Raw genomic sequence first — 22,708 nt, forward strand, 5'->3', positions numbered from 1 at the left:
GGACCATGGGCTCCGGATGAGCCTGCCCCTCCCCGCGCTTCTGACCACGCGAAGGGAACAGAACTCCAAGGGGATCCAGAGGACTTCACCGTGTCCAACGCCACCAGAACCACCACCGCCGGAAGCCCGCCCCCCGGACCCGGGCTCGGGAAGCGGGCCGACCGTTCCCGGCTCGCCGCTCTCGGACGTCTCCTGGTCCGGCGCCGCGTACGCGTACTGATTGCCGTGCTGCTGGCCGTGGCAGCCGCCGTCCCGATCGGCGGGGGTGTCGCCGACCGGCTGTCCGGCGGTGGCTTCACCGACCCGGCGGCGGAGTCGTCGAAGGCCGAGAAGTTCCTCGCCGAACGCTTCGGATCGGGTGCGCCCAACCTGGTGCTACTGGCCCGCACCTCAGGTTCGGTCGATGACCCGCGGGCCGCGGCCGACGGTCGAGACCTCAGCGCCCGGCTCACCCACGAGCCGGGCGTGCTCTCGGTCGCGTCGTATTGGACGACCCCGCACGCGCTGGCGTCGCCGCTGAGGGCCCGTGACGGGCGCTCGGCGCTGGTGCTCCTGCGGCTGAGGGGCGACGAGGACCGGGTACGGGACATCGCGAAGGACCTGGTGCCCCGTTTCACCGGCCGTCAGGGGGTGCTGAGGCTCTCCGCGACCGGGACCGGGCAGGTGTACGTGGAAGTCCAGAAGCAGAGCGACCAGGATCTCTTCCGGGCCGAAGCGTACGCGGCCCCGGTCATGCTGCTGATCCTGCTCTTCGTCTTCGGCAGTACGGTGGCGGCCGTCCTGCCCCTGCTCATCGGTGTGTGTTCCATCCTGGGCACTTTCGTCGTGCTGAGGGTCCTGTCCGAACTGACCTCGGTGTCCGTCTACGCCGTCAACATCACCACGGCGCTGGGGCTGGGACTGGCCATCGACTACAGCCTGTTCATCGTCACCCGTTACCGGGAGGAGAGGGCGCGTGGCCTGGACACCGCGGAGGCGGTCGCGCAGAGCGTCCGCACGGCCGGGCGCACCGTGCTGTTCTCCGCGCTGACGGTGGCGCTCTCGCTCTCGGCCCTGCTGGTCTTCCCGCTGTACTTCCTGCGCTCCTTCGCCTACGCGGGCGTGGCAGTGGTAGCGCTCTCGGCCATCGCGGCCCTGGTGGTACTGCCCGCGGTGCTCGGACTGCTCGGCCCACGGATCGACGCGCTGGACGTGCGGCGGCTGTTCCGCCGCGGACCGCGACCAGGCGCCGACCACGACACGTTGGCCGGGCCGGCGGCCGGGACCGCGACGGGCGGCTTCTGGCGCCGGCTCGCCACTGCCGTCATGCGGCGGCCGGTGCTGTGTGCGGCCGGAGTGATCACCTTGCTGGTGTTGCTCGGCCTGCCGTTCACCCGGGTCTCCTTCGGCCTCATCGACGACCGGGTCCTGCCCGCCGGCGCGCCCGCGCACCGTACGGCACAGTTCGTGCGGGAGGAGTTCCCGAGCCGTGAGAACTCCGCCCTGTCCGTGGTACTGCCCACCGTCAGTGGCTCCGCCGACCGCGAGCGGATCGCCGCCTACGCCGCCCGCCTGTCGACTCTGCCGGACGTGGCCCGGGTGGACACCGTCACAGGCTCCTACGCCGCAGGACGGCAGGTGGTGGCCGCGTCCGTGGCCTCCTTCGCCGCGGACCATGCCGGCTGGCTGTCCGTGGTGCCCTCGGTCGAGCCGGACTCCTCCGCCGGCGTCGAACTCGCGGAGCGGTTGCGGGCGTACCGCGCACCGGGCCCGGTGCTCGTCGGAGGCGACGGTGCGGAACTCGCGGACACACGTGACGCGCTCGCCGCCCGGCTGCCCGAGGCGGCGCTGATCATCGGTGCCACGACGGTGGTGCTGCTGTTTCTGTTCACCGGCAGTGTGCTGGTCCCGTTCAAGGCCGTACTGCTCAACCTGCTCAGCCTGACCGCGACCTTCGGCGCGATGGTGTACGTGTTCCAGGAAGGCCATCTACGGTCCCTGGTCGGCGACTTCACGGTCACCGGCTCGGTGGATATCTCCATTCCGGTACTGATGTTCTGCGTCGCATTCGGACTTTCCATGGACTACGAAGTGTTCCTGCTTTCTCGGATCAAGGAGGTGTACACCGAGACCGGGGACAACACCCAGGCGGTCGCCGCCGGGTTGGCGCGCACGGGGCGCCTGGTCAGCGCTGCGGCCGTACTCGTCGCCGTCGTCATGCTCGCGCTGGCCACGTCGGGGATCACCTTCCTGAAGCTGCTGGGCGTGGGCCTGGCGCTGGCCGTGCTGCTGGACGCCACGCTGGTGCGCGGCGTGCTGGTGCCGGCCGTGATGAGACTCGCCGGACGGGCGAACTGGTGGGCGCCACCTCCACTGCGCCGCCTCCACCGCAAGCTGGGGTTGTGGCATGCCGGGGATTGATCGTGGCGCCGGCAGGGGGGCGTTGGGGTCATCGTGGGGCGCGAGCAGAGCCCGCCTCGAACGACCTAGAAGAATCCGAGTTTCCTGGGCGAGTAGCTACAGAAGATGTTCTTGGTCTGCTGGTAGTGGTCCAGCATCATCTTGTGGTTCTCGCGGCCGATGCCGGACTGTTTGTAGCCGCCGAAGGCGGCGTGGGCGGGGTAGGCGTGGTAGCAGTTGGTCCACACCCGGCCGGCCTGGATGGCGCGGCCCGCGCGGTAGGCCGTGGAGCCGTCGCGGGTCCAGACGCCGGCACCGAGGCCGTAGAGGGTGTCGTTGGCGATGGTGATCGCCTCGTCGAAGTCGCCGAACGAGGTCACCGCCACGACCGGGCCGAAGATCTCCTCCTGGAAGATCCGCATGTCGTTGTGGCCCTCGAAGATCGTCGGGCGGACGTAGTAGCCGCCCTCCAGCTCGCCGCCCAGTTCGGCCTGGGTGCCGCCGGTGAGGACCTTGGCGCCCTCCTTCTGGCCGATGTCGAAGTAGGAGAGGATCTTCTCCAGTTGGTCGTTGGACGCCTGTGCGCCGATCATGGTGCCGGTGTCGAGCGGATGGCCCTGGACGATCTTCTCGGTGCGGGAGACACCGGCGGCCAGGAAGTCCGCGTAGTGCCCGCGCTGGATCAGCGCACGGGACGGGCAGGTGCACACCTCGCCCTGGTTGAGGGCGAACATGGTGAAGCCTTCGAGGGCCTTGTCCTGGAAGTCGTCGTCCGTGCGGGAGACGTCGTCGAAGAAGATGTTGGGGCTCTTGCCGCCCAACTCCAGTGTCACCGGCCGCAGATGCTCGGACGCGTACTGCATGATGAGCCGGCCGGTGGTGGTCTCGCCGGTGAACGCGACCTTGGCCACCCGGCGGTTGGACGCCAGCGGCTTCCCGGCCTCGACGCCGAATCCGTTGACGATGTTGACGACGCCCGGCGGCAGCAGGTCGGCGATCAGGCTCATCAGGTAGTGGACGGAGGCCGGCGTCTGCTCGGCGGGCTTGAGGACCACGGTGTTGCCGGCCGCCAGTGCCGGGGCCAGCTTCCAGGTCGCCATCAGGATGGGGAAGTTCCACGGGATGATCTGGCCGACCACCCCCAGCGGCTCGTGGAAGTGGTAGGCGACGGTGTCCTCGTCGATCTCCGAGAGGGAGCCCTCCTGGGCGCGGAGGGCGCCCGCGAAGTAGCGGAAGTGGTCGATCGCGAGCGGGATGTCCGCGGCCAGCGTCTCCCGTACGGGCTTGCCGTTCTCCCAGCTCTCGGCGACCGCCAACGCCTCCAGGTGCTGTTCCATCCGGTCGGCGATCCGGTTGAGGACGGCGGCGCGTTCGGCCGCGGGGGTGCGGGCCCAGCCCGGGGCGGCGGCGTGTGCCGCGTCCAGGGCGCGCTCGACGTCCTCGGCCGTGCCGCGGGCGACCTCGGTGAACGACTGGCCGTTGACCGGCGTCGGGTTCTCGAAGTACCGCCCCTGGGCGGGTGCCACGAACTCACCGCCGATCCAGTGGTCGTAGCGGGACTGATAGCTCATCACGGCATCGGTCGAACCGGGGTTCGCATAACGTGCCATCGGTGGACTCCCCATCGCTCGCGCGGCGCGGCCCGCCGCTCCCGTGCGGCGGGCGGTGGGGGGAGGCTAGGGCGGCGGAGGTTGCGCGAACGTTGCACCGTGGTCGTGGGACGCGCCGAACGCCTCCGGCCGTGCCCCGAGCCTGAATTCGGCGCGCAGTCGTACCGCCGCGGCGGCGGGCGCCTGGCGTGCCGGGGAGCGCTCCGGCAGGGCGGCGACCAGGGCCTCGTGGACCTCCAGGTCGTGCTCGCCCCAGGGCGTGCGGGCCCACGCGCGCAGCTGGTCCGGATCGCCGGCGGCGAGCAGGGCGCGGCGCATCCGGTCCTCCAGCGCGGTGCGCAGCCGGCGGATGCCGGGCGCCTCCGAGGAGGGCAGCAGCGGACCGCGGTAGGAGTCGACGGCGGAGCTCAGGTGATGTTGCGTCAAATCCTGTTCTACGGAGGCGAGATCGGTCTCCAGGGGGGTGGTGAGGCGGTACGGGCGGGAGCGCAGCAGTGGGCCGACGAGCGGTCGCAGGCGGGAGAGTTCGGCTCGTAGGGTCACCGGGCGGACCTCGCGCTCGCCGTAGAGCAGGACGGCGAGTTGATCGCCCGTCAGGCCGGCCGGATGGTGGGCGAGCAGCACCATGATCTCGCTGTGCCGGCGGCCCAGGCGCAGCCGTTCGCCGTCGCGTACCAGCAGTGCTTCGTCGCGACCCAGGGCCGTGAGGAAGGCCCCCGGGCGGGTGGGCGGGGCGGCCAGATGGGCTTCCGCGGCGCGGGCGGTCGCCTGGACCAGGGCGAGGCTGTGCGGGCTGGCCAGGTGGTCGCCGCCGGTGATGTCCACCGCGCCCAGCAGCCGTCCGGTCCGCGTGTCGTGCAGCGGGGCGGCGGCGCAGGTCCAGGGCTGCACCCGCCGGTTGTAGTGCTCGGTGGCGAAGATCTGCACGGCGTGGTCGGCGGCGAGCGCGGTGCCAGGTGCGTTGGTGCCGGCGTGGCGTTCGTCCCAGCGCGCGCCGACGACGAAGTTCATCCGCTCGGCGCGGCGCAGCACCCCGCGGTGCCCCTCCACCCATAGGAGCCGCCCCTGCGGATCGCAGACCGCCAGCAGATGGGCCCCGTCCTGGGCGATGCTGCCCAGCAGCTCCCGGATGACCGGCATCGCCCGGGCCAGCGGATGCGCCTCGCGGTAGCCGAGCAGCGCGGCCTCGTCGAGTTCGACGGGGGCGACACCGTCCGGTGCGGCGCGGGCCCGGGCCGAGCGGCGCCAGGAGTCGGCGACCACCTGCCGGACCGGCGGTGCCACCGTCCCGTCGCTGAGAAACGCCTCGTGCGCCCGGCGTACCGTGCGGATGCGTTCGGCCGGATCGGCGCCCGCCTCCATCGCCAGCCAAGGGTTGACCACGCTTCACCTCTCCGATGCGGCTCCTGCCCCGTACGCCCGATGGTGCTCGTACCGGCCGGGGCCGTAAAGCCCGCCTCGGGTGCGCCGGCTCAGTGGCCGCCCGCCCGGAGCCGCAGGCCGTCCGCCACGATCAGGTCCGAGGCCACCAGGGCCTGCTCGGCGGTCACCCGTGTCATGTAGACGAACGGGGGGACGACCGGCGGAACGGGGAGGGCGTCGGGGGTGAAGGTGAGGCAGAGCACCCCCTGGAGGCAGCCGCTGAACCTGGTGAGGTAGAGCGTCACCTCGCCCTTGAGGTGCAACGCATCGGCGTTCAGTCCGAGTTGGGGGCCCCGGGCGTCATGGGTGGTGAGGCGGTAGTCGGTCAGTGAGGCCGCCTTCATGCGCAGGACCATCACCTTCAGGGGGCCGCCGGCGGTCGGAACGGTGGTGACACCGGCCAGGGTGAAGCCCTGCGGGGCGAAGCGGGTGGTGGTCACGGTGGGCGGGGCGGGGGGAGCAGGAGGGGCCGGTGTGCCGTCGGCGGCGGCCCGCTGGGTCGGGCCGCCGAGGGCGGTGAGCAGCGCGAGCGGCAGCCCGACGGCCAGCGCCCTGGTGCCGGTGACGCGCTGGGTCGGCGCCGCGCCCGGTGCGGCCGGCCCCGTCCCCTCCAGGCCCTCCGCGCCCGCCGAACCCTCCGCGCCCTCGGCCCCCTCCGTCCCCCGGTCCGGCGGCGTCCCGGGAGCCGCCCCGCCGTCCGTCGCGCCCCGCGCCGGCGTCCAGCCGAATCCCATCGAGCTTCCCGCGATCCCCAGTCCCATCCCGACCAGGAACCCGCCGAGGTTGGTCGCGGCGAACGAGAGCACCGACAGGATCAGTGCGTTGATGCTCACGTAGTGGTGTGCGGACGGGGCGCACCACAGGAACAGTCCCGCCACCATCAGCGCCAGTCCGATGCCCAGTGCCGCCAGTCCGCCCAGTCCCAGGCTGACCAGCACGGGCAGCGGGGCGAACGGCACCAGCAGCAGTTCGGCGCCGCCCAGCAGGAGCAGCAGGCCGGCCCAGAAAGGCCGGGTCCGGCGCCACCGCCGCAGCGCCGCCCGCCGCGCGGGCCAGGGCAGCACCCGGTCCAGCCGGGCGCCCCACCGGGCTCGGCGCGCGCTCAGAAACACGCCCGGCCGTCCAGGCCGACGCTCACCCGCAGGCCCTTGAGGCGGAAGTTGCCGCCGGTGGCGGACCAGGCATGCGACTTGACGCCGGCCACCTCGATGTCGCCTGCCTGGAGCCCGAACTTCCCCCGCGGGCCCCGCACCCCCGGCACCGAGTCCAGGGTCCCGGCGTCCCGGCCGATCTGTGCGGTGCCGAACCGGGCGTCGCCGACCAGGTCCTCCCCGTCGATGACGAGGTTGTCGGCGCGCACCGGCCCCGCGCCGCCGCCCGCCGTCAGTTTGAACACCACCGTCCCCAACGGGGTCTTCACCCGCGCCGCCTGGCAGATGTCGGTGAGGTGTGCCTGGCCGATGCCCAGCAGGGCGACCGGGTGGCCGTGGTCGTCGGTGTCGCGGTCGGTGTGCACGTACGAGGCGAGACCGTTGCTGGTCAACTTGCCCGAGGCGACCTGGAAGTTGGTGCCGGAGACCGCGAAGGACGCGGCCAGTACGCCCTGCGCCATCACGGTGGCCAGTGCGCCGACGGCGAGGACGGCGGGCACCGCCACCGCCGCGGTCTTCTTCCAGGAGGTCCGCCCTTCGGGCGCCGTGCCGTTCGGTGTGCTCACTGCTTCCTCCCCGGGGCAGTGGTCGAATGCGCGAGGGAAGTGCTCGGTGGAGCTGTCCGCGGTCTCCGCCGCAGACCGGATGCCGCAGGTGACTGGCTGTCATACTGCATAGAAATCCTGGCAGTTGGAGACTAGGGCGGATTTTGAATAAGAGTCAACAGCGCGGACGGACGGCCTCGCGGGAGGCCCGCGGCACCGACCGTTCCCAGGCACGCCGTGCCGAACTGATCGCCACAGGGAAGAAGCTGTTCGCCGACACCTCGTACGACGCGCTGTCCATGGACGACATCGCGCGCCAGGCGGGGGTCGCCAAGGGCCTGATCTACTACTACTTCACCAACAAGCGCGGCTACTACTTGGCGATCATCGAGGACGCGGTGGCGGAGCTGGTCGCGCGCGCCGGCAGCACCCACGACCTGCCGCCCGTCGAACGCGTCCGGCGCACCGTCGACGGCTATCTGCGCTACGCCCAGCACCACCAGGCCGCGTACCGCACGATCGTGACCGGCGGGGTCGGCTTCGACGCGGAGGTGCTGGCCATCCGCGCCCGGGTCCGGGCCCGTCTGCTGGGCACCATCGCGCGGGGTGCCTGGGGCCGGGAGGAGGTCCCGGCGCTCGCCCGCACGGCGCTGACCGGCTGGCTCTCCAGTGTCGAGGGCGTCACCCTCGACTGGATCGAGGAGCAGGAGGTGCCGCGCGAGACGGTGGTGGCGCTGCTGGTGCGGGGACTGGGCGACACCCTGCGCCTGATCGAGGAGTTCGAGCCGGACTGTCCGGCGCCGCCCCGGCCACTGCCCTGACGAGGCGTCAGGCATCGAACTGGCGAAGCGTCGGCGTTGTCCGGCTCGGCCCGGTCGCCTGCTCGCCCGGTCGCACCGGAGCGGGCGGAAGGCCGTCGCCTCCCGCCCGCTCGGTTCCCCCGTTTCCCACGGTGGCTCTCGACGGGGTGGTCGGCCCCGTCCGCGTGGTGTCCGGCGGCTACTTGATGGCCTTGATCAGCTCACCGTCGGGGGTGTCGCCGCTCAGCTCCCAGAAGAACGTGCCGCCCAGTCCCTGGGCGTCCTTGTAGGCCATCTTGCTGCCGATGGTCTGCGGGGTGTCGTAACTCCACCACTGGTCGCCGCACTTGGCGTAGGCGGTGCCGCCCACCGTACCGGTGGCCGGGCAACGGTCCTTGATCACCTTGTAGTCGTCGATGCCCGCCTCGTACTTGCCGGGCGCCGCGCCGGTCGCGGTGCCGCCCGGTGCGTCCTGGGTGACGCCCTGCCAGCCGCGCCCGTAGAAGCCGATGCCCAACAGCAGCTTGTTCGCCGGGACGCCGAGCTTCTTGAGCTTGGCGATGGTGTCGGTGGTGTTGAACCCGGCCTTCGGTATGCCGTTGTAAGACGTCAGCGGGGAGTGCGGGGCGGTCGGGCCCTTGGCGTCCCAGCCGCCGAAGTAGTCGTAGGTCATGGCGTTGTACCAGTCGACGTACTGGGAGGCGCCGCCGTAGTCCGCGGCCTCCATCTTGCCGCCGTCCGAGGCGTCCGCGGTGATCGCCGCGGTCACCAGGCCGTCCTGGCCGAACTTCTCCCGGACCGCCTTGAGCACGCCGGTGAAGGCTTCCCTGCCGCTGGTGTCGCAGGTCAGACCGCAGGCGTTGGGATACTCCCAGTCGATGTCGATGCCGTCGAAGACATCGGCCCAGCGCTTGTCCTTGACCAGGTCGTAGCAGGACTGGGCGAACGCCGCGGGGTCCTTGGCCGCCTCGCCGAAGCCGCCCGACCAGGTCCAGCCGCCGAACGACCACAGCACCTTGAGGCCGGGGTGCAGCTTCTTGAGCTTGCGCAGCTGGTTGAAGTTTCCGCGCAGCCCGTTCGGGTCGTCCCAGGTGTCGGCCTTGCCGTCCACGCTCTGGTCGGCGGTGAACGCCTTGTCGTAGTCGGCGTAGGAGTCGCCGATCGCGCACTTGCCGCCCTGGACGTTGCCGAAGGCGTAGTTGATGTGCGTCAGCCTGGCCGCGGAGCCGGAGGTCTCGACGTTCTTGACCTGGTAGTTGCGGTCGTAGATGCCCCAGTCGGTGAAGTACCCGACGACCTTGTCGCCGGCCGCGGTGGGGGCGCCGGATGGCGAGAAGGGGTGCCGCGCAGCGGCTCCGGCGGGGGCGGTGGTGGGCGACGGGCGGGCGGAGGCGGAACCGGCGAGCAGGGTGCCGGCCAGGGCCGCGGTACACAGTGCCGTCGCGGCGGCGATCAGCTTGCGTGGCGTGCGCATCCGATGCGCTTTGGGCATGTCTTCTCCTCGGAGGGGGACGAGGGCGGAGCATGGCGGCGTTCCGGTCGACATGCCTGCCGATTTGGCATGTACGCGCGGAGCGTTGCAGGAGAAGGTAGAAGGACTAGACCAGTGAGTCAATGGTTCGGACCAATTTGCCGACGGTCCCGCCCGCACTGCCCGGAACTGCCCGGAACTGCCCGGAGATCGATGATCGACCCGTGACGCCGGGCCGCCGATCGGGCATACTCCTACCGCCACAGCCGCAGGTCATCGCCTTCCGCGATCCGGAACGCGATCATCGGCGAGGCACGACGGAAACCCGGCGCCGCCGCCTTACCCCATGCGCGCGTCGCCGCAGCGCCCGAGAGGGAGGAGAGCGCCGCCATGACCGAGTACGTCCCCCCGCCGGTGGACCGCAGGCTGCCCACCGAGGAGGCCCGCGACCTGATGGCCCTGGTACGGGAGCTCGCCGAGCGCGAGATCCGGCCAACCGCCGCCGAGGAGGAGGAAGCCGGCCGTTTCCCGCGCGCCCTGTTCACCCTGCTCTCCGAATCCGGCCTGCTCTCGCTGCCCTACGCCGAGGAGTTCGGTGGCGGCGACCAGCCCTACGAGGTCTACCTCCAGGTCCTGGAGGAGCTCGCGGCCGCCCGGCTCACCGTCGGCCTCGGCGTCAGCGTGCACACCCTGGCCTGCCACGCGCTCGCCGGATTCGGCACCAAGGAGCAGCGCGCCGAGCACCTTCCGGCCATGCTCGGCGGCGGCCTGCTCGGCGCCTACTGCCTGTCCGAGCCGGCCGCCGGCTCCGACGCCGCCTCCCTGACCACCCGCGCCACCCGCAGCGCCGGGGGCACCTCCGACTCGAGCGGAGCCGAGAGCGGGGGATCGTGGACCCTGGAGGGCACCAAGGCGTGGACCACCCACGGCGGGGTGGCCGACTTCTACACCGTGCTGGCCCGCACCGGCGACAGCGGCCCGCACGGCATCACCGCCTTCCTGGTGCCCGGTGACGCCGAGGGCCTCACGGCCGCCAAGCCCGAGCGCAAGATGGGCATGAAGGGCTCGCCGACCGCGCAGCTGCACTTCGACCGCGTCCGGGTGCCCGACTCCCGCCGGATCGGCGAGGAGGGCCAGGGCTTCACCATCGCGCTCTCGGCCCTGGACTCCGGCCGCCTCGGCATCGCCGCCTGTGCCATCGGCGTCGCCCAGGCGGCGCTGGACGAGGCGCTCGTCTACACCGCCGACCGCCGCCAGTTCGGCCGCCCGATCGTCGACTTCCAGGGCCTGCGGTTCATGCTCGCGGACATGGCGACCCAGGTGGAGGCGGGCCGCGCGCTGTACCTCAATGCCGCCCGGCTGCGCGACGCCGGACTGCCGTTCTCCAAGGAGGCGGCGATGGCCAAGCTCTTCTGCACGGACACCGCGATGAAGGTCACCACCGATGCCGTCCAACTCCTCGGCGGCTACGGCTACACCCTCGACTTCCCGGCCGAGCGCTATATGCGCGAGGCCAAGGTCCTCCAGATCGTCGAGGGCACCAACCAGATCCAGCGGATGGTGATCGCCCGGCACCTGGCCGGACCAGAGTCGCACTGAGCCACCACCGGGGCGGGGCCGGGCGGCGCCCCGCCCCGCCGGCCTGCCCGCGGACGTCGCCGGCGCCACCCCGAACCGCCGGGCATCGCCCGGCCGTTGCGCGATCCGGCGGATTGCCGTCGTGCATATACCTCCCAACTCGCCCTATTAGGTGGCGGGTTGGAGCGCCCTTGACGGGTGTCCCCGTGGCCCAGTGGTGCCGGTCGGCCGGGCGTCCGTCATGCCGCGTCGGACGGGCGCGGCGGTACCGACGACGGGCGACGACGGCGGACACCGCCGGATCGTGGTCCCGCGATGCCCGGAGTGCGGCCGGACTGTGGCCGCCCGACGCGATCTGACGTACCGTCAATTTCCCGTTTCCCGGGGTTCCGCCGTCCGACCGCGCCCAGGAGGGCCCGTGACCGACCGTCCGATCGCGCTCGACGAATACCCGATCCACCAGGCCCCGCTCTCCATGCGGCAGGTGGCCACCAGCGACCGCAACGCCTACGACCGCTGCATCTTCCACGTCCTGGACCACAGCGGCCGCGCCCTGCTCATCGCCGGCCTCGGCGTCTACCCCAACACCGGCGTCATCGACGCCTACGCCACCCTCCGCCTCGGCGACCGGCTGCACGCCGTCCGGGCCTCCGACGCCCTCACCGACGACCGCATGGCGCTGACCGTCGGCCCGCTCACCATCACCGTCGAGGAACCGCTGCACCGCCTCCGGCTCACCTGCGACCCCGAACCTTCCGCCGCGCTCCCGGCTTCCGCCCCGGCCTTCGGCCGGGAGGTGCCCCCAGAGCCGGGAGGTGCCCCCACCGCCGACGGCCTCTCCTTCGACCTGACCTGGACCGCGTCCTTCCCCGCCGTCTGGGAGCCGCACCACACCCAGCACCGCGGTGGCCGGCTGATCCTGGAGGGCCGCCGCTTCGTCCAGGCCGGCACCTGCACCGGCACGATCCGGGCGGCCGGCGAGCGGCTCACCGTCACCGCGGGGGAGTGGACCGGTACCCGGGACCGCAGCTGGGGCGTGCGCCCGATACCCGGCGAGGACGGTGGCCGGGCCGCCGCCGAGACGCCGACCGAGGGGTTCCACTGGATCTGGTGCCCGGTCCGTTTCGACGACCGGTTCGTCATGGTCATCATGCAGGAGGACGCCGACGGCCACCGCACCCTCAACGAGGCGCTGCTCGTCCGCGACGGCGCCCCCGACCGCCAACTCGGCTGGCCGTACGCCGACATCAGCTACCGCCCCGGCACCCGCCACCCCGAACGCGCCGTCCTCCACCTCACCGACCCCGCCCGCAAGCCCCTCGATCTCACCGCCGAGATCCTCACCTCCTCGCCGCTCGCCCTCGGCGCCGGCTACCCTCCCCCGAGCTCTCAACTCCGTTCGAGCAGGGGGGACCCCCATGCCGACGACTGGCAGCACGGCACCTGGCGGGGCCGCGGTTGGATCGACCGTCGCGTCTACGATCTGTCCGATCCGGCCGCCCACCCCCACACCGCCTACGGCGTCACCGACCATGCCGCCCGCTTCACCCTCGACGGCCGCACCGGATACGGCATCTTCGAGCACGGCAGCTTCGGCCGCCACGACCCCAGCGGCTTCACCGGCTACGACTCCGTGGCGCCCGACCGCGCCCGGCGCCCCGGGCAGGCGGCCCGATGACCACCGCGCCCCGCCCCCGCACCACCACCCGCGACCCGGAGGACCTCACCCGGCGGCTCACCGCCTGGCTCGCCCCCCGGCTCCCGGGCGCCCGCGTCACCGGGGTCACGGTGCCCGCCTCCAACGGCATGTCCAGCGAGACCCTGCTCTTCGACCTCGACCGCACGGGGCCCGTTCCCGCCGGGCCCCCGACCGCGCCCGAGCAGGGAGAGGTCCCCGCCTCCTGCGCCCTCCGGCTCGCCGCGGACCCCGCCGCGTACACCATCTTCCCGCGCTACGACATGCCCCGGCAGTACCGCACCATGCGCCTGGTCGCCGACCGCACCGACCTGCCGGTGCCCCGGACCCTCTGGCTGGAGGAGGACCCCGCGCACCTCGGCGCGCCGTTCTTCGTCATGGCCCGCGCCGCCGGCCGCGTACCGCCCGACGTCATGCCCTACACCTACGAGGGGAACTGGCTGCACGACGCCACCGACGCCGAACGCGACCGGCTGGAGGCCGCGAGCGTCGCCGTCCTCGCCCGCCTGCACGACCAACTCCCGGCGGAGGCGGCGGAGTTCCTGGCGCTCCCCGGATCCGGCAGCCCGCTGCGGCGCCACGTCGACGCCCAACACGCCTACTACACCTGGGTCGTCGACGGCCTCCCGCGCTCCCCGCTCATCGAGCGCGGCTTCGCCTGGCTCGCCGACCACTGGCCCCAGCACGCCGAAGGCACCGTACTGAGCTGGGGCGACGCCCGGATCGGCAACATCGTCTACGACGGCTTCGAGCCGGCCGCGATCCTCGACTGGGAGATGGCCGCCCCCGGCCCCCGTGAACTGGACCTGGGCTGGATGATCTACCTCCACCGCTTCTTCCAGGACCTCACGGAGAGCAGCGGCCGGCGCGGCCTGCCCGACCTGCTGCACCGCGACCGCGTCGAGAGCCGCTACGCCGCACTGACCGGGCACCGGCCGCGCGCCATGGAGTTCCACACCCTCTACGCGGCCCTGCGGCACGCCGTCGTGATGCTCAGAGTGGCCTACCGCCAGGTGCACTTCGGCGAGGTGCCGGTGCCGGACGACCCCGACGGGCTGATCCTGCACCGGGACACCCTGGAGGCGATGCTCGCCGGCCGCTACTGGTGAGCGGCCGGCCGGCGGACGTCAGACCCGGCGGCGCGAGCGCGGCACCCGGGCCGACCGCTCACCCGGCCCACAGGGGTGCGAGAACGGCTGGCGGCGCCAGTCCAGCCCCTCGGGCAGCGTCAGCAGGACGGCCGCGTCCTGCTCGTGAGCGTCCCTCATGTCGTCGGTGTCCGCCGCGTCCGCCGCCGGCCGGCCGGAGCCCTGGCACACCGTCAGCGCGAACGGGTCCCAGGACGAGGGGCACAGCGCGTGCTCCGGCAGGGTGTCCTCGTCCGCCAGCAGCGCGATCGGCTGCCCGCAGTCCGGGCAGGTCACACGGTAGATCTCGTAGGTGTCGAAGGGATCGTCCGCACAATCCTCGACCGGGAAACCGGAACTGTCGCCCTCCTGGGCGCCGACGTCGGCCGCGGCGGAGTCCTGCTTGAGGCGTCGCATGATGTCCATCCCCCTCGGGTGGGCCACTCGGACCGCTGCTTCGTTCGTGTGACCGGCGGTCTCGGCCAACACCAGCAATGCCCTTCATGCCGGGCGCATAATCGCCGGCGCCTTGCGGAGCCTGCGCCACCGGTGTGGCGTTCCTCACACGGGGCGGTGCTCGGGTGCTCGCGGTATGCCGCGCGCTGCGCGCACGCGCCCGCGCACAGTAGGTTGAACGGGTGGAGGAGTTGGACCGACAAATCGTGGATCTGCTCGTCAAGGACGGGCGGATGAGCTACACCGACCTGGGCAAGGCCACCGGCCTGTCCACCTCGGCGGTGCACCAACGGGTGCGCCGCCTGGAGCAGCGCGGCGTCATCCGCGGCTATGCCGCCATCGTCGACCCCGAGGCGGTGGGCCTGCCGTTGACCGCCTTCATCTCGGTCAAACCCTTCGACCCCAGCGCCCCGGACGACATCGCCGACCGGCTCGCCGAGGTCCCCGAGCTGGAGGCGTGCCACAGCGTCGCCGGCGACGAGAACTACATCCTCAAGGTCCGGGTCGCCACCCCGCTGGAGCTGGAGCACCTGCTCACCCGCATCCGCAGCCTGGCCGGCGTCTCCACCCGCACGACGGTGGTCCTCTCCACCCCCTACGAGGCCCGCCCGCCGCGCATCTGACCCGGCCGGGAAGCGACCCCCGGGGGTCGGGCGCCCCCGGGCAGGGGCGAAACTGTCCGGTATGAGCGAGCGCAACCCGGGCAGTTCCGAACAGCACCCCTCCCGCACCGTCCTTCTGCGGGGCGGTGAGGTGCACAGCCCCGCCGACCCCTTCGCCACCGCGATGGTCGTCGAGGGCGACCGGATCGCCTGGGTCGGGGAGGAGGGGGCCGCCGACTCCTTCGCCGACGGCGTCGACGAGATCGTCCACCTCGACGGCGCACTGGTCACCCCGGCGTTCACGGACGCACATGTGCACACCACGGCCACGGGGCTCGCACTCACGGGCCTGGACCTCGCCGGCGCCGCCACCCTCGCCGACGCGCTCGCCCGGATCCGCAGCCACGCCGCCGGCCGCCCCGCCGGGGCCGTCCTGCTCGGCCACGGCTGGGACGCCAGCGCCTGGCCCGAAGGCCGCCCGCCGTCCCGCGCCGAACTGGACGCCGCCGCCGGCGGCCGTCCCCTCTACCTCACCCGTGTCGACGTGCACTCCGCGGTCGTCACCACCGCCCTGCTCGACCTGGTCCCGGGCATCCGCGACCGGTCCGGGTTCCACCCCGACGCCCCCCTGACCGGCGACGCCCACCACGCCGTACGGGCCGCCGCGTACGCCACCGTCGGCCCCGCCCAGCGCGCCGATGCCCAGGCCGCCGCGCTGGCCCGGGCGGCCGCGCTCGGCATCGGCACCGTCCACGAGTGCGCAGGCCCGGAGATCTCCAGCGAGGACGACTTCACCGCGCTGCTCGCCCGGGCCGCCGAGGGCACCGGCCCCCGGGTCGTCGGCTACTGGGCCGAACTCATCGCATCCGCAAAGGAAGCCGACCGGATCCGCGAGCTCGGCGCCCACGGCGCCGCCGGCGACCTCTTCGCCGACGGCTCCCTCGGCTCGCACACCGCCCACCTGCACGCCCCCTATGCCGACGCCGCCCACACCGGCACCGCCCACCTCGACGCCGACGCCGTCGCCGCCCATGTCGCCGCCTGCACCGAGGCCGGCATCCAGGCCGGTTTCCACGCCATCGGCGACGCCGCCCTGACCGCGGTCACCGAGGGCGTCCGGGCCGCCGCCGAGCGGGTCGGCACGGCCCGCGTCCGCGCCGCCCGGCACCGCGTCGAGCACGCCGAGATGCTCACCGACGCCACCGTCGCCGCCTTCGCCGACCTGGCCCTGACCGCCTCCGTGCAGCCCGCCTTCGACGCGGCCTGGGGCGGCCCGGACGGCATGTACGCCGCCCGCCTCGGCACCGACCGGGCCGCCGGCCTCAACCCCTACGCCGCCCTGCTCAGGGCCGGCGTCCCGCTCGCCCTCGGCTCCGACAGCCCGGTCACCCCGCTCGACCCCTGGGGCACCGTGCGCGCCGCCGTCTTCCACCGCACCCGCGCCCACGGCATCTCCGCCCGCGCCGCGTTCACCGCCCACACCCGCGGCGGCTGGCGCGCGATCGGCCGCGACGACGCCGGCGTCCTGGCGCCCGGCGCCCCCGCCGACTACGCGGTCTGGCGGACCGGGGACCTGATCGTCCAGGCACCCGACGAGCGCGTCGAGCGCTGGTCCACCGACCCCCGCTCCGGCACCCCCGGCCTGCCCGATCTCACCCCCGGCAACGGCCTCCCGCAGTGCCTGCGCACGGTCGTCGGCGGCCGGACGGTTTTCGACCGGCCGATCGAGTGACATCGCGGGTGCCGGTGGTGCCGGGCACGGTGCCCGAACCTCCCTGCCCCACCTGGGAAGGCTCGGCACTGACCTGGGACGACGCGAAAACGACGCAGGCGGAGCGACTGTTGACAGCAGGCGCCGGTCGGCCGGTAGGTTCGGCCGAGTCCACCACAGGACGTCCGACCGGGAGACCTCCGCGCAGCCGTCGAACGCAGCTGGGCCATGGGGCGGCGAGCCATCCGGCACACCGCCACTGGGAGCCAGGTCCAGCGCCAGGGCGATGGCGAGGTCGGTCGGCAGGTGCGACCCGGGTGGGGCCCGGCGCTCAGTAGACAACGGCTCTCGGTCGACCCGCAGCCAGCGGGCCCCAGGCCGGCCCGAAGGGCGCCGGGCCCTGATCCGCACCTTGCGAACCCCGACGCTCCGGCACCGCGCCGCTTCGCCCCGCCTGCTCCTCGTCCGCTCTCCGTAGCGGTCCGTGCACGGTCCCGCACCCCGCCCCCGCACCTGCGGCCCTCCCATGTACGGTCAGCTGACTACCGGACGACCTGCAGGAAGGCCCGCGACCGTGTCATCGGGTTCCGACACCACCGCCGCAGCCGCGCGCGGCACCGCGCCCGACGGCCCGGTGCCGTCCGCGACGAACGGCGACCGCCGCCCCGGCCGCGCCCGCCGGCTGGCCGCCCTGGCCCGCCGAGAGGCGCCTCGCACCGCCCTGGCGGCCGTCGCCGGCATCGCGCTGGGCCTGGCCTTCCCGCCGTACGGCCTGTGGCCGCTGTCCCTGGTCGCGGTGGCCGCGCTGTCGCTGCTGACCCGTGGCCGGCGGGCCCGCCAGGGCGCCTGGACCGGCTTCGCGTTCGGGCTGCCGTTCTTCCTCGTCCTGCTCAAGTGGCTGCACGTGGTCGGCTGGGACGCGGTGGTGGGGCTGTCCGTCGCCGAGGCGCTCTTCGTGGTGCTGCTGGGCGCGGGGCTGGCGCTCACCTCCCGGCTGCCCGGCTGGCCGCTGTGGGCCGCGTGCCTGTGGGTCGCCCAGGAATGGGCCCGGGACCGGCTGCCGTTCGGCGGCTTCCCCTGGGGGCGGCTGGCGTTCGCCAACACCGGCTCGCCGTTCACCCCGCTCGCCGCGCTCGGCGGTGCCCCGCTGGTCACCTTCGCGGTCGCGCTGGCCGGTGCGCTGCTGGCCGGCTGCGCGGTCGGCCTGTGGGGGATGCGCCGGGGCGGCGGCCCGCGCGCCCTGGTCCGGACGCTGGAGGCGTTCGGACTGGCTGCCGCGGTCACCCTGGCCGGCCTGGCCGTCCCGGTCCCCACCAAGGCCGACGACACGGTCCGGATCGCCGTGGTGCAGGGCAACGTCCAGCAGCCCGGCATGGACTTCCTGGGCCGCCCGATGAAGATCCTGGACAACCACGCCAGGGCCACCGAGAAGCTCGCCGACGACGTCCGCCACCACCGGGTGCCCAAGCCGGACCTGGTCATCTGGCCGGAGAACTCCTCCGACCTGGACCCCTTCCAGTACCCGCAGGCGTACGACCGGATCGAGGAGGCGGTGCAGGCGATCGGCGTGCCCGTCCTGGTCGGCGCGCTGGTCGACCATCCGACGAAGCCGGGCTACGTCTTCAACGAGGGCATCGTCTGGGATCCGAAGACCGGCCCGGGGGCCTCGTACACCAAGCAGCACCCGGTGCCGTTCGGCGAGTACGTGCCGTTCCGGGAACAGCTCAGCAAGATCATCACGCGGTTCCAGCGGGTGCCCCGCGACTTCTACCCCGGCGACCACACCGGCCTGCTGAAGGTCGGCCCGGCCGAGCTCGGCGACGTCATCTGCTTCGAGGTCGCCTACGACGAGATCGTCCACGACACCGTCCGCGCGGGCGCCCGGGCCCTCGTCATCCAGACCAACAACGCCACCTACGGGCGCACCGGCCAGCCCGAGCAGCAGCTGGCGATGTCCAAGTTGCGGGCCGTCGAGCACGGCCGGGCCGTGGTCACCGCGGCCACCAGCGGGATCAGTGCGGTGGTCGCCCCCGACGGGACCGTTACGCACCAGATTCCCGAATTCACCCAGGGTGTGGTCTCGGCGCGCATCCCACTGCGCGACGAAACGACGCTCGCCGACCGCGTTGGCGCGGCTCCCGAGTGGCTCCTCGCTATCGTGGGCCTCCTGTCCTGCGGGGCCGCCGTCATCGCCGGCCGGCGCGGGCGTACGAAGGACGAGAAGGGACAGCAGTGACAGACGGTCAGCGGCAGTACGGTCCGCTCGGCACCACGTTGGTGATCATTCCGACGTACAACGAGGCGGAGAACATCAAGCCGATCGTCTCGCGGGTGCGGTCCGCCGTCCCCGAGGCACACGTCCTGATCGCGGACGACAACAGTCCGGACGGCACCGGCAAACTCGCCGACGTACTGGCCGCCGAGGACGACAAGGTCCACGTCCTGCACCGCAAGGGCAAGGAAGGACTGGGCGCCGCCTACCTCGCGGGCTTCCGCTGGGGCATCGAGCAGGGTCACGGCGTGCTGGTGGAGATGGACGCCGACGGCTCCCACCAGCCCGAGGAGCTGCCCCGGCTGCTCACCGCCCTCAAGGGTGCCGACCTGGTGCTCGGCTCGCGCTGGGTGCCCGGCGGCCGGGTGGTCAACTGGCCCAAGCACCGCGAGATCCTCTCCCGGGGCGGCAGCACCTACTCCCGGCTGATGCTGGACGTCCCGATCCGCGACGTCACCGGCGGCTTCCGGGCCTTCCGGGTGGAGACGCTGCAGGGCCTGGGTCTGGACGAGGTGGCCTCCCAGGGCTACTGCTTCCAGGTCGATCTGGCCCGGCGCGCGGTCCAGTCCGGCTTCCACGTCGTCGAGGTGCCCATCACCTTCGTCGAACGGGAGCTGGGCGACAGCAAGATGAGCCGCGACATCGTCGTGGAGGCGCTCTGGCGGATCACCGCCTGGGGCATCGGTTCCAAGGTGAGCAGGATCCGCGGTCGCTGACCCCGGTTCGGAACGGGCCAGGCACACTGGTGGCATGACGTTCGGAGCCACGCCGCCACCGCCCGGTCCCCGCCCACCCCGTTCGCGCGTCCGCCGGTTCGCGCCGTTGGGCGTCGCCGCCTGGATGGTGCTGGAGATCTGGCTGCTGACGCTGGTCGGCGGCGCCACCAACGGCCTGACGGTTTTTCTGCTGCTGCTCGCGGGGGTGCTCGCCGGCGGCGCGGTGATCAAGCGGGCCGGCCGCCGTGCCTGGCGCAACCTCACCGGCGCCCTGCAGACCGGCGGCGCCCCCGGGGCGCCCCGTGAGAACGGCTCCGCCGGCACCGGCAACACCCTGCCGATGATCGGCGGGCTGCTGCTGATGGTGCCCGGCCTGCTGTCGGACGTGCTCGGGCTGCTCTGCCTCTTCCCGCCGACCGGCCGGCTGATCCTGCGCCGCGCCGACCGGCTGCTGACCCGGCCGGGCGGCTTCGGCGCCGGTTCCTTCGGCGACGTCTACCAGCAGGCGCGCGGTGACATGAGCGGCTGGCGCCGCGGGCACCGCCCGGACGGCAAGGTCGTCCAGGGCGAGGTGATCCACCCCGACGACCCGCCGGCCACCCGACGCCAGGACCCGCCGCTCACCCGCTGAACGCGGCCGCCCCGTTGACCACGTCCGCGCGGGCACCGCGCGGACACGGCAAGGGCCGGTGCCACCGTGGGTACGGTGGCACCGGCCCTTGTGTGCCGCTGTGCTCGATCCGCCTCGTCAGGCGGACTTGCGGTTGGTGTCGCGCGGATGCACGGCGATGTTCATGGTGCCGGAGCGCAGGACTGCCAGCCGCTCGGCCAGCACCTCCTCGAGCTCCTCGCGGGTCCGCCGCTCCATGAGCATGTCCCAGTGCGTACGCGCGGGCTTGCCCTTCTTCTCCTCAGGACCATCCCCATCCACCAGGAGCGAGGGTGCGCCGCACACCTTGCACTCCCACTCCGGCGGAATCTCGGCCTCAACCGAGAACGGCATCTCGAATCGATGTCCGTTCTGGCATGCGTACTCCACCGCCTGGCGCGGGGCCAGGTCGATGCCGCGGTCGGTCTCGTAGCTGGTCACCACGAGGCGCGTGCCGCGGAGAGCTCGCTCACTCATGAATCGTGCCTCCCGGGCTTGTCGCCCACAGGACAGGTGTCGCTGTCGTCGTCATCCGGTCAACGTCCGGTCGGCGGTGAAGATTCCCGTCATCGGGACATGCGTCGCCTGCGTCGCCCGTCGTGCCGCCCCTTGTTGTACCCACCAACGCCCGGTTTGTCACATCTGGCAGCAGATGTCACCCAGCGCCTCAAGGAGTTGAGCGCGCAGTAACGGTCCGCCTGGTGAGTCAAAGGCGTACACTACCGCCCCGCACCCTGAAGGGCTAAATCCGGTCAGGTTCCGGATTGCCGCCCGCCGCGCCCGCCTTCGGCATCTCCCGGTCGGCCGGTACGCGATCCCGCACACCGGCGGCCCCGGCCGGCTCGCCCCGTCGCTCGTCTCCTGCGCGGAAAGGTACTCCGCCCCCGCGCCCCGTGGGATCGGCGCGAAGCCGCGAGATCGGTGACGCTGCCCGGTGAAATCGGTGCCGGGGCCCGATGAGCCGGCCGCGGATCCGCCCTAGGCCCAGCAGCCCCGGTCGGTCAGTACCGTGCGCAGTGTTTCGACGCGGTCGGTCATGATGCCGTCGACGCCCAGGTCCAGCAGGGCCCGCATCCGGTCGGCGTCGTTGATCGTCCAGACGTGGACCTGTAGGCCCAGCGTGTGCGCGGCGCGCAGGAAGAGGGGATCGACGACGCGGATCCCGGACTGCCGCTCGGGGACCTGGACGCAGACCGCGCTGCGCCGCACCGCCGCACCCAGGAGCCGGTCCAGCGGCAGCGCCCCGCGCCCGTAGGAGCGCAGCCGCAGCCCGGCCACCCCGCGGATGCCCAGCGAGCTGGCCATCCGGCCGCCGGCCAGCCGCTGCGCCCGGGCCACCCGCGCCTCGGAGAACGAGCCGACGCACACCCGGTCCCAGGCGCCGGTGCGGCGCAGCAGGGCCAGCAGCGGCTCCAGCGCACCCTCGGCCTTCAGGTCGACGTTCCACCGTGCGTCGGGGAACTCCTCCAGCAGCTCCTCGAACAGCGGCAACGGCTCCCGGCCGGCGACCCGGGCCCGGCGGACCGCCCGCCAGGGGAGGTCCGCGATGGCGCCGCCGGAATCCGTGACGCGGTCCAGCGTCGCGTCGTGGAACGCGACCAGGGCGCCGTCCGAGGTGGCATGGACGTCGGTCTCCAGATAGCGGTAGCCGAGGTCCACCGCACGGCGGAAGGCGGCGGCGGTGTTCTCCAGGCCGTCCGCGGCCCCGCCGCGGTGGGCGAAGGGCAGCGGGCCGGGGTGGTCGAGATAGGGATGGCGCAGGGGTATCGCAGGGGTCACTCCGGCAGTATCGCGCGCTCCGGTGACGGCTCGGGGGAGCGGGCCACCACGGTGGACGGCCGCTCGGGCAGCCCCTTGATTGCGAACCGGCGCAGGAAGAACTGCGCCAGCGGCCCGATGGCCAGGGCGTAGGCCACGGTGCCCACCCCGAACGAGCCGCCGAGCGCGAAGCCCACGGCCAGCACGGTCACCTCGATGCAGGTCCGCACCAGCCGGATCGGGCGGCCGGTGCGGACGTGCAGGCCGGTCATCAGGCCGTCGCGCGGCCCCGGGCCGAAGCGCGCCGTGATGTAGAGGCCGGTCGCGGCGCCGTTGAGGAGGATCGCGGCGGCCAGCAGCGGGATGCGGACGGCCAGCGGCCCCACCGGGGGGACGAGGTCCAGCGTCGCGTCCATGACGAGCCCGAGGATCACCACGTTCGAGATCGTGCCCAGGCCGGGGCGCTGCCGCAGCGGGATCCACAGCAGCAGGATCAGCGCGCCGGCGACGATGGTGACGGTCCCGATCGTCAGCCCCGTATGGCGGGCTATGCCCTGGTTGAGCACGCTCCACGGCTCCAGGCCCAGCCCGGCGCGGACCATCAGGCCCATGCTCACGCCGTAGAGCACCAGCCCCGTATAGAGCTGTACGAGTCGGCGCGGCAGATGCGGCCGCCCGGGGCCGGACCCCTGGGTGATGGACACGACGTTTCCCCCTCATGGCAGGATTGGACTGGTGCATGCCACCATGTGGCATGCACGGGCT

Annotated in this window: 19 protein-coding genes; 10 read left to right on the top strand and 9 right to left on the bottom strand. The window is 72.8% G+C overall.

Features of this window, described 5'->3' with window-relative positions:
* Positions 1 to 90 precede the first annotated feature (90 nt).
* The gene (locus K2224_RS29415; RefSeq protein WP_221910232.1) at positions 91 to 2,400 is read left to right on the top strand and encodes an MMPL family transporter; all 2,310 of its coding nucleotides are present in this window, start codon (positions 91 to 93) and stop codon (positions 2,398 to 2,400) included.
* 65 nt (positions 2,401 to 2,465) lie between these two features.
* On the opposite strand, the gene K2224_RS29420 is transcribed toward K2224_RS29415, so the two are convergent.
* The 4 genes from K2224_RS29420 to K2224_RS29435 form a co-directional block, all read right to left on the bottom strand.
* Complete coding sequence (locus tag K2224_RS29420; RefSeq protein WP_221910233.1) at positions 2,466 to 3,989, bottom strand: aldehyde dehydrogenase family protein; 1,524 nt, start codon at positions 3,987 to 3,989, stop codon at positions 2,466 to 2,468.
* Positions 3,990 to 4,055: 66 nt separating this feature from the next.
* The gene (locus K2224_RS29425; protein ID WP_221910234.1) at positions 4,056 to 5,372 is read right to left on the bottom strand and encodes a helix-turn-helix domain-containing protein; all 1,317 of its coding nucleotides are present in this window, start codon (positions 5,370 to 5,372) and stop codon (positions 4,056 to 4,058) included.
* 89 nt (positions 5,373 to 5,461) lie between these two features.
* Positions 5,462 to 6,523: a DUF6114 domain-containing protein gene (locus K2224_RS29430; RefSeq protein WP_221910235.1), complete on the bottom strand. Its 1,062-nt coding sequence runs from the start codon at positions 6,521 to 6,523 to the stop codon at positions 5,462 to 5,464.
* On the bottom strand, positions 6,514 to 7,128 hold the full coding sequence (locus tag K2224_RS29435) for a DUF6230 family protein (RefSeq protein ID WP_221910236.1): 615 nt from the start codon (positions 7,126 to 7,128) through the stop codon (positions 6,514 to 6,516). Before K2224_RS29435 ends, K2224_RS29430 begins: the two co-directional genes overlap by 10 nt.
* A gap of 143 nt (positions 7,129 to 7,271) precedes the next feature.
* Between K2224_RS29435 and K2224_RS29440 the strand changes: the two genes are divergently transcribed.
* Entirely contained in the window at positions 7,272 to 7,928 is a 657-nt protein-coding gene (locus tag K2224_RS29440; RefSeq protein WP_221910237.1) for a TetR/AcrR family transcriptional regulator, read from the top strand.
* 178 nt (positions 7,929 to 8,106) lie between these two features.
* Here the strand turns inward: K2224_RS29440 and K2224_RS29445 are convergent, their stop codons facing one another.
* Positions 8,107 to 9,399, bottom strand: coding sequence for a glycoside hydrolase family 18 protein (locus tag K2224_RS29445; protein WP_221910238.1), 1,293 nt, complete (start codon positions 9,397 to 9,399; stop codon positions 8,107 to 8,109).
* Positions 9,400 to 9,768: 369 nt separating this feature from the next.
* Between K2224_RS29445 and K2224_RS29450 the strand changes: the two genes are divergently transcribed.
* The 3 genes from K2224_RS29450 (at position 9,769) to K2224_RS29460 (ending at position 13,761) form a co-directional block, all read left to right on the top strand.
* Positions 9,769 to 10,977, top strand: coding sequence for an acyl-CoA dehydrogenase family protein (locus tag K2224_RS29450; RefSeq protein WP_221910239.1), 1,209 nt, complete (start codon positions 9,769 to 9,771; stop codon positions 10,975 to 10,977).
* A 397-nt stretch (positions 10,978 to 11,374) separates the two neighbouring features.
* Positions 11,375 to 12,634 (top strand): hypothetical protein, encoded by a 1,260-nt coding sequence (locus K2224_RS29455; protein WP_221910240.1) that lies wholly within the window; start codon positions 11,375 to 11,377, stop codon positions 12,632 to 12,634.
* Positions 12,631 to 13,761 carry a phosphotransferase family protein gene (locus tag K2224_RS29460; RefSeq protein ID WP_221910241.1) on the top strand — a complete coding sequence of 377 codons (1,131 nt, stop codon included), beginning with the start codon at positions 12,631 to 12,633 and terminating at the stop codon, positions 13,759 to 13,761. The genes K2224_RS29455 and K2224_RS29460 overlap by 4 nt, the downstream gene beginning before the upstream one ends.
* An 18-nt stretch (positions 13,762 to 13,779) precedes the next feature.
* Here the strand turns inward: K2224_RS29460 and K2224_RS29465 are convergent, their stop codons facing one another.
* Entirely contained in the window at positions 13,780 to 14,205 is a 426-nt protein-coding gene (locus K2224_RS29465; protein WP_221910242.1) for a hypothetical protein, read from the bottom strand.
* Positions 14,206 to 14,417: 212 nt separating this feature from the next.
* Here K2224_RS29465 and K2224_RS29470 point away from each other — a divergent pair, with 212 nt between their 5' ends.
* The 5 genes from K2224_RS29470 (at position 14,418) to fxsA (ending at position 20,167) form a co-directional block, all read left to right on the top strand.
* Positions 14,418 to 14,858 carry an Lrp/AsnC family transcriptional regulator gene (locus tag K2224_RS29470; protein ID WP_026248099.1) on the top strand — a complete coding sequence of 147 codons (441 nt, stop codon included), beginning with the start codon at positions 14,418 to 14,420 and terminating at the stop codon, positions 14,856 to 14,858.
* A 61-nt stretch (positions 14,859 to 14,919) separates the two neighbouring features.
* Positions 14,920 to 16,569, top strand: a complete 1,650-nt coding sequence (locus K2224_RS29475) for an amidohydrolase (protein WP_221910243.1) — start codon at positions 14,920 to 14,922, stop codon at positions 16,567 to 16,569.
* A gap of 553 nt (positions 16,570 to 17,122) precedes the next feature.
* Positions 17,123 to 18,784 carry an apolipoprotein N-acyltransferase gene (gene lnt / locus K2224_RS29480; protein ID WP_221910244.1) on the top strand — a complete coding sequence of 554 codons (1,662 nt, stop codon included), beginning with the start codon at positions 17,123 to 17,125 and terminating at the stop codon, positions 18,782 to 18,784.
* Entirely contained in the window at positions 18,781 to 19,536 is a 756-nt protein-coding gene (locus tag K2224_RS29485; RefSeq protein ID WP_221910245.1) for a polyprenol monophosphomannose synthase, read from the top strand. Before lnt ends, K2224_RS29485 begins: the two co-directional genes overlap by 4 nt.
* Before the next feature lie 34 nt (positions 19,537 to 19,570).
* On the top strand, positions 19,571 to 20,167 hold the full coding sequence (gene fxsA, locus K2224_RS29490; RefSeq protein WP_221910246.1) for an FxsA family membrane protein: 597 nt from the start codon (positions 19,571 to 19,573) through the stop codon (positions 20,165 to 20,167).
* Positions 20,168 to 20,284: 117 nt separating this feature from the next.
* Here fxsA and K2224_RS29495 read toward each other — a convergent pair whose 3' ends face one another.
* The 3 genes from K2224_RS29495 to K2224_RS29505 form a co-directional block, all read right to left on the bottom strand.
* Positions 20,285 to 20,662, bottom strand: a complete 378-nt coding sequence (locus K2224_RS29495; RefSeq protein ID WP_006601711.1) for an RNA polymerase-binding protein RbpA — start codon at positions 20,660 to 20,662, stop codon at positions 20,285 to 20,287.
* Between the two features lie 501 nt (positions 20,663 to 21,163).
* Complete coding sequence (locus tag K2224_RS29500) at positions 21,164 to 21,964, bottom strand: glycerophosphodiester phosphodiesterase (protein WP_221910247.1); 801 nt, start codon at positions 21,962 to 21,964, stop codon at positions 21,164 to 21,166.
* Positions 21,961 to 22,554, bottom strand: a complete 594-nt coding sequence (locus K2224_RS29505) for a YitT family protein (RefSeq protein ID WP_221912026.1) — start codon at positions 22,552 to 22,554, stop codon at positions 21,961 to 21,963. Before K2224_RS29505 ends, K2224_RS29500 begins: the two co-directional genes overlap by 4 nt.
* Positions 22,555 to 22,708 lie beyond the last annotated feature (154 nt).

The organism is Streptomyces sp. BHT-5-2, assembly GCF_019774615.1.
GTDB lineage: Bacteria > Actinomycetota > Actinomycetes > Streptomycetales > Streptomycetaceae > Streptomyces.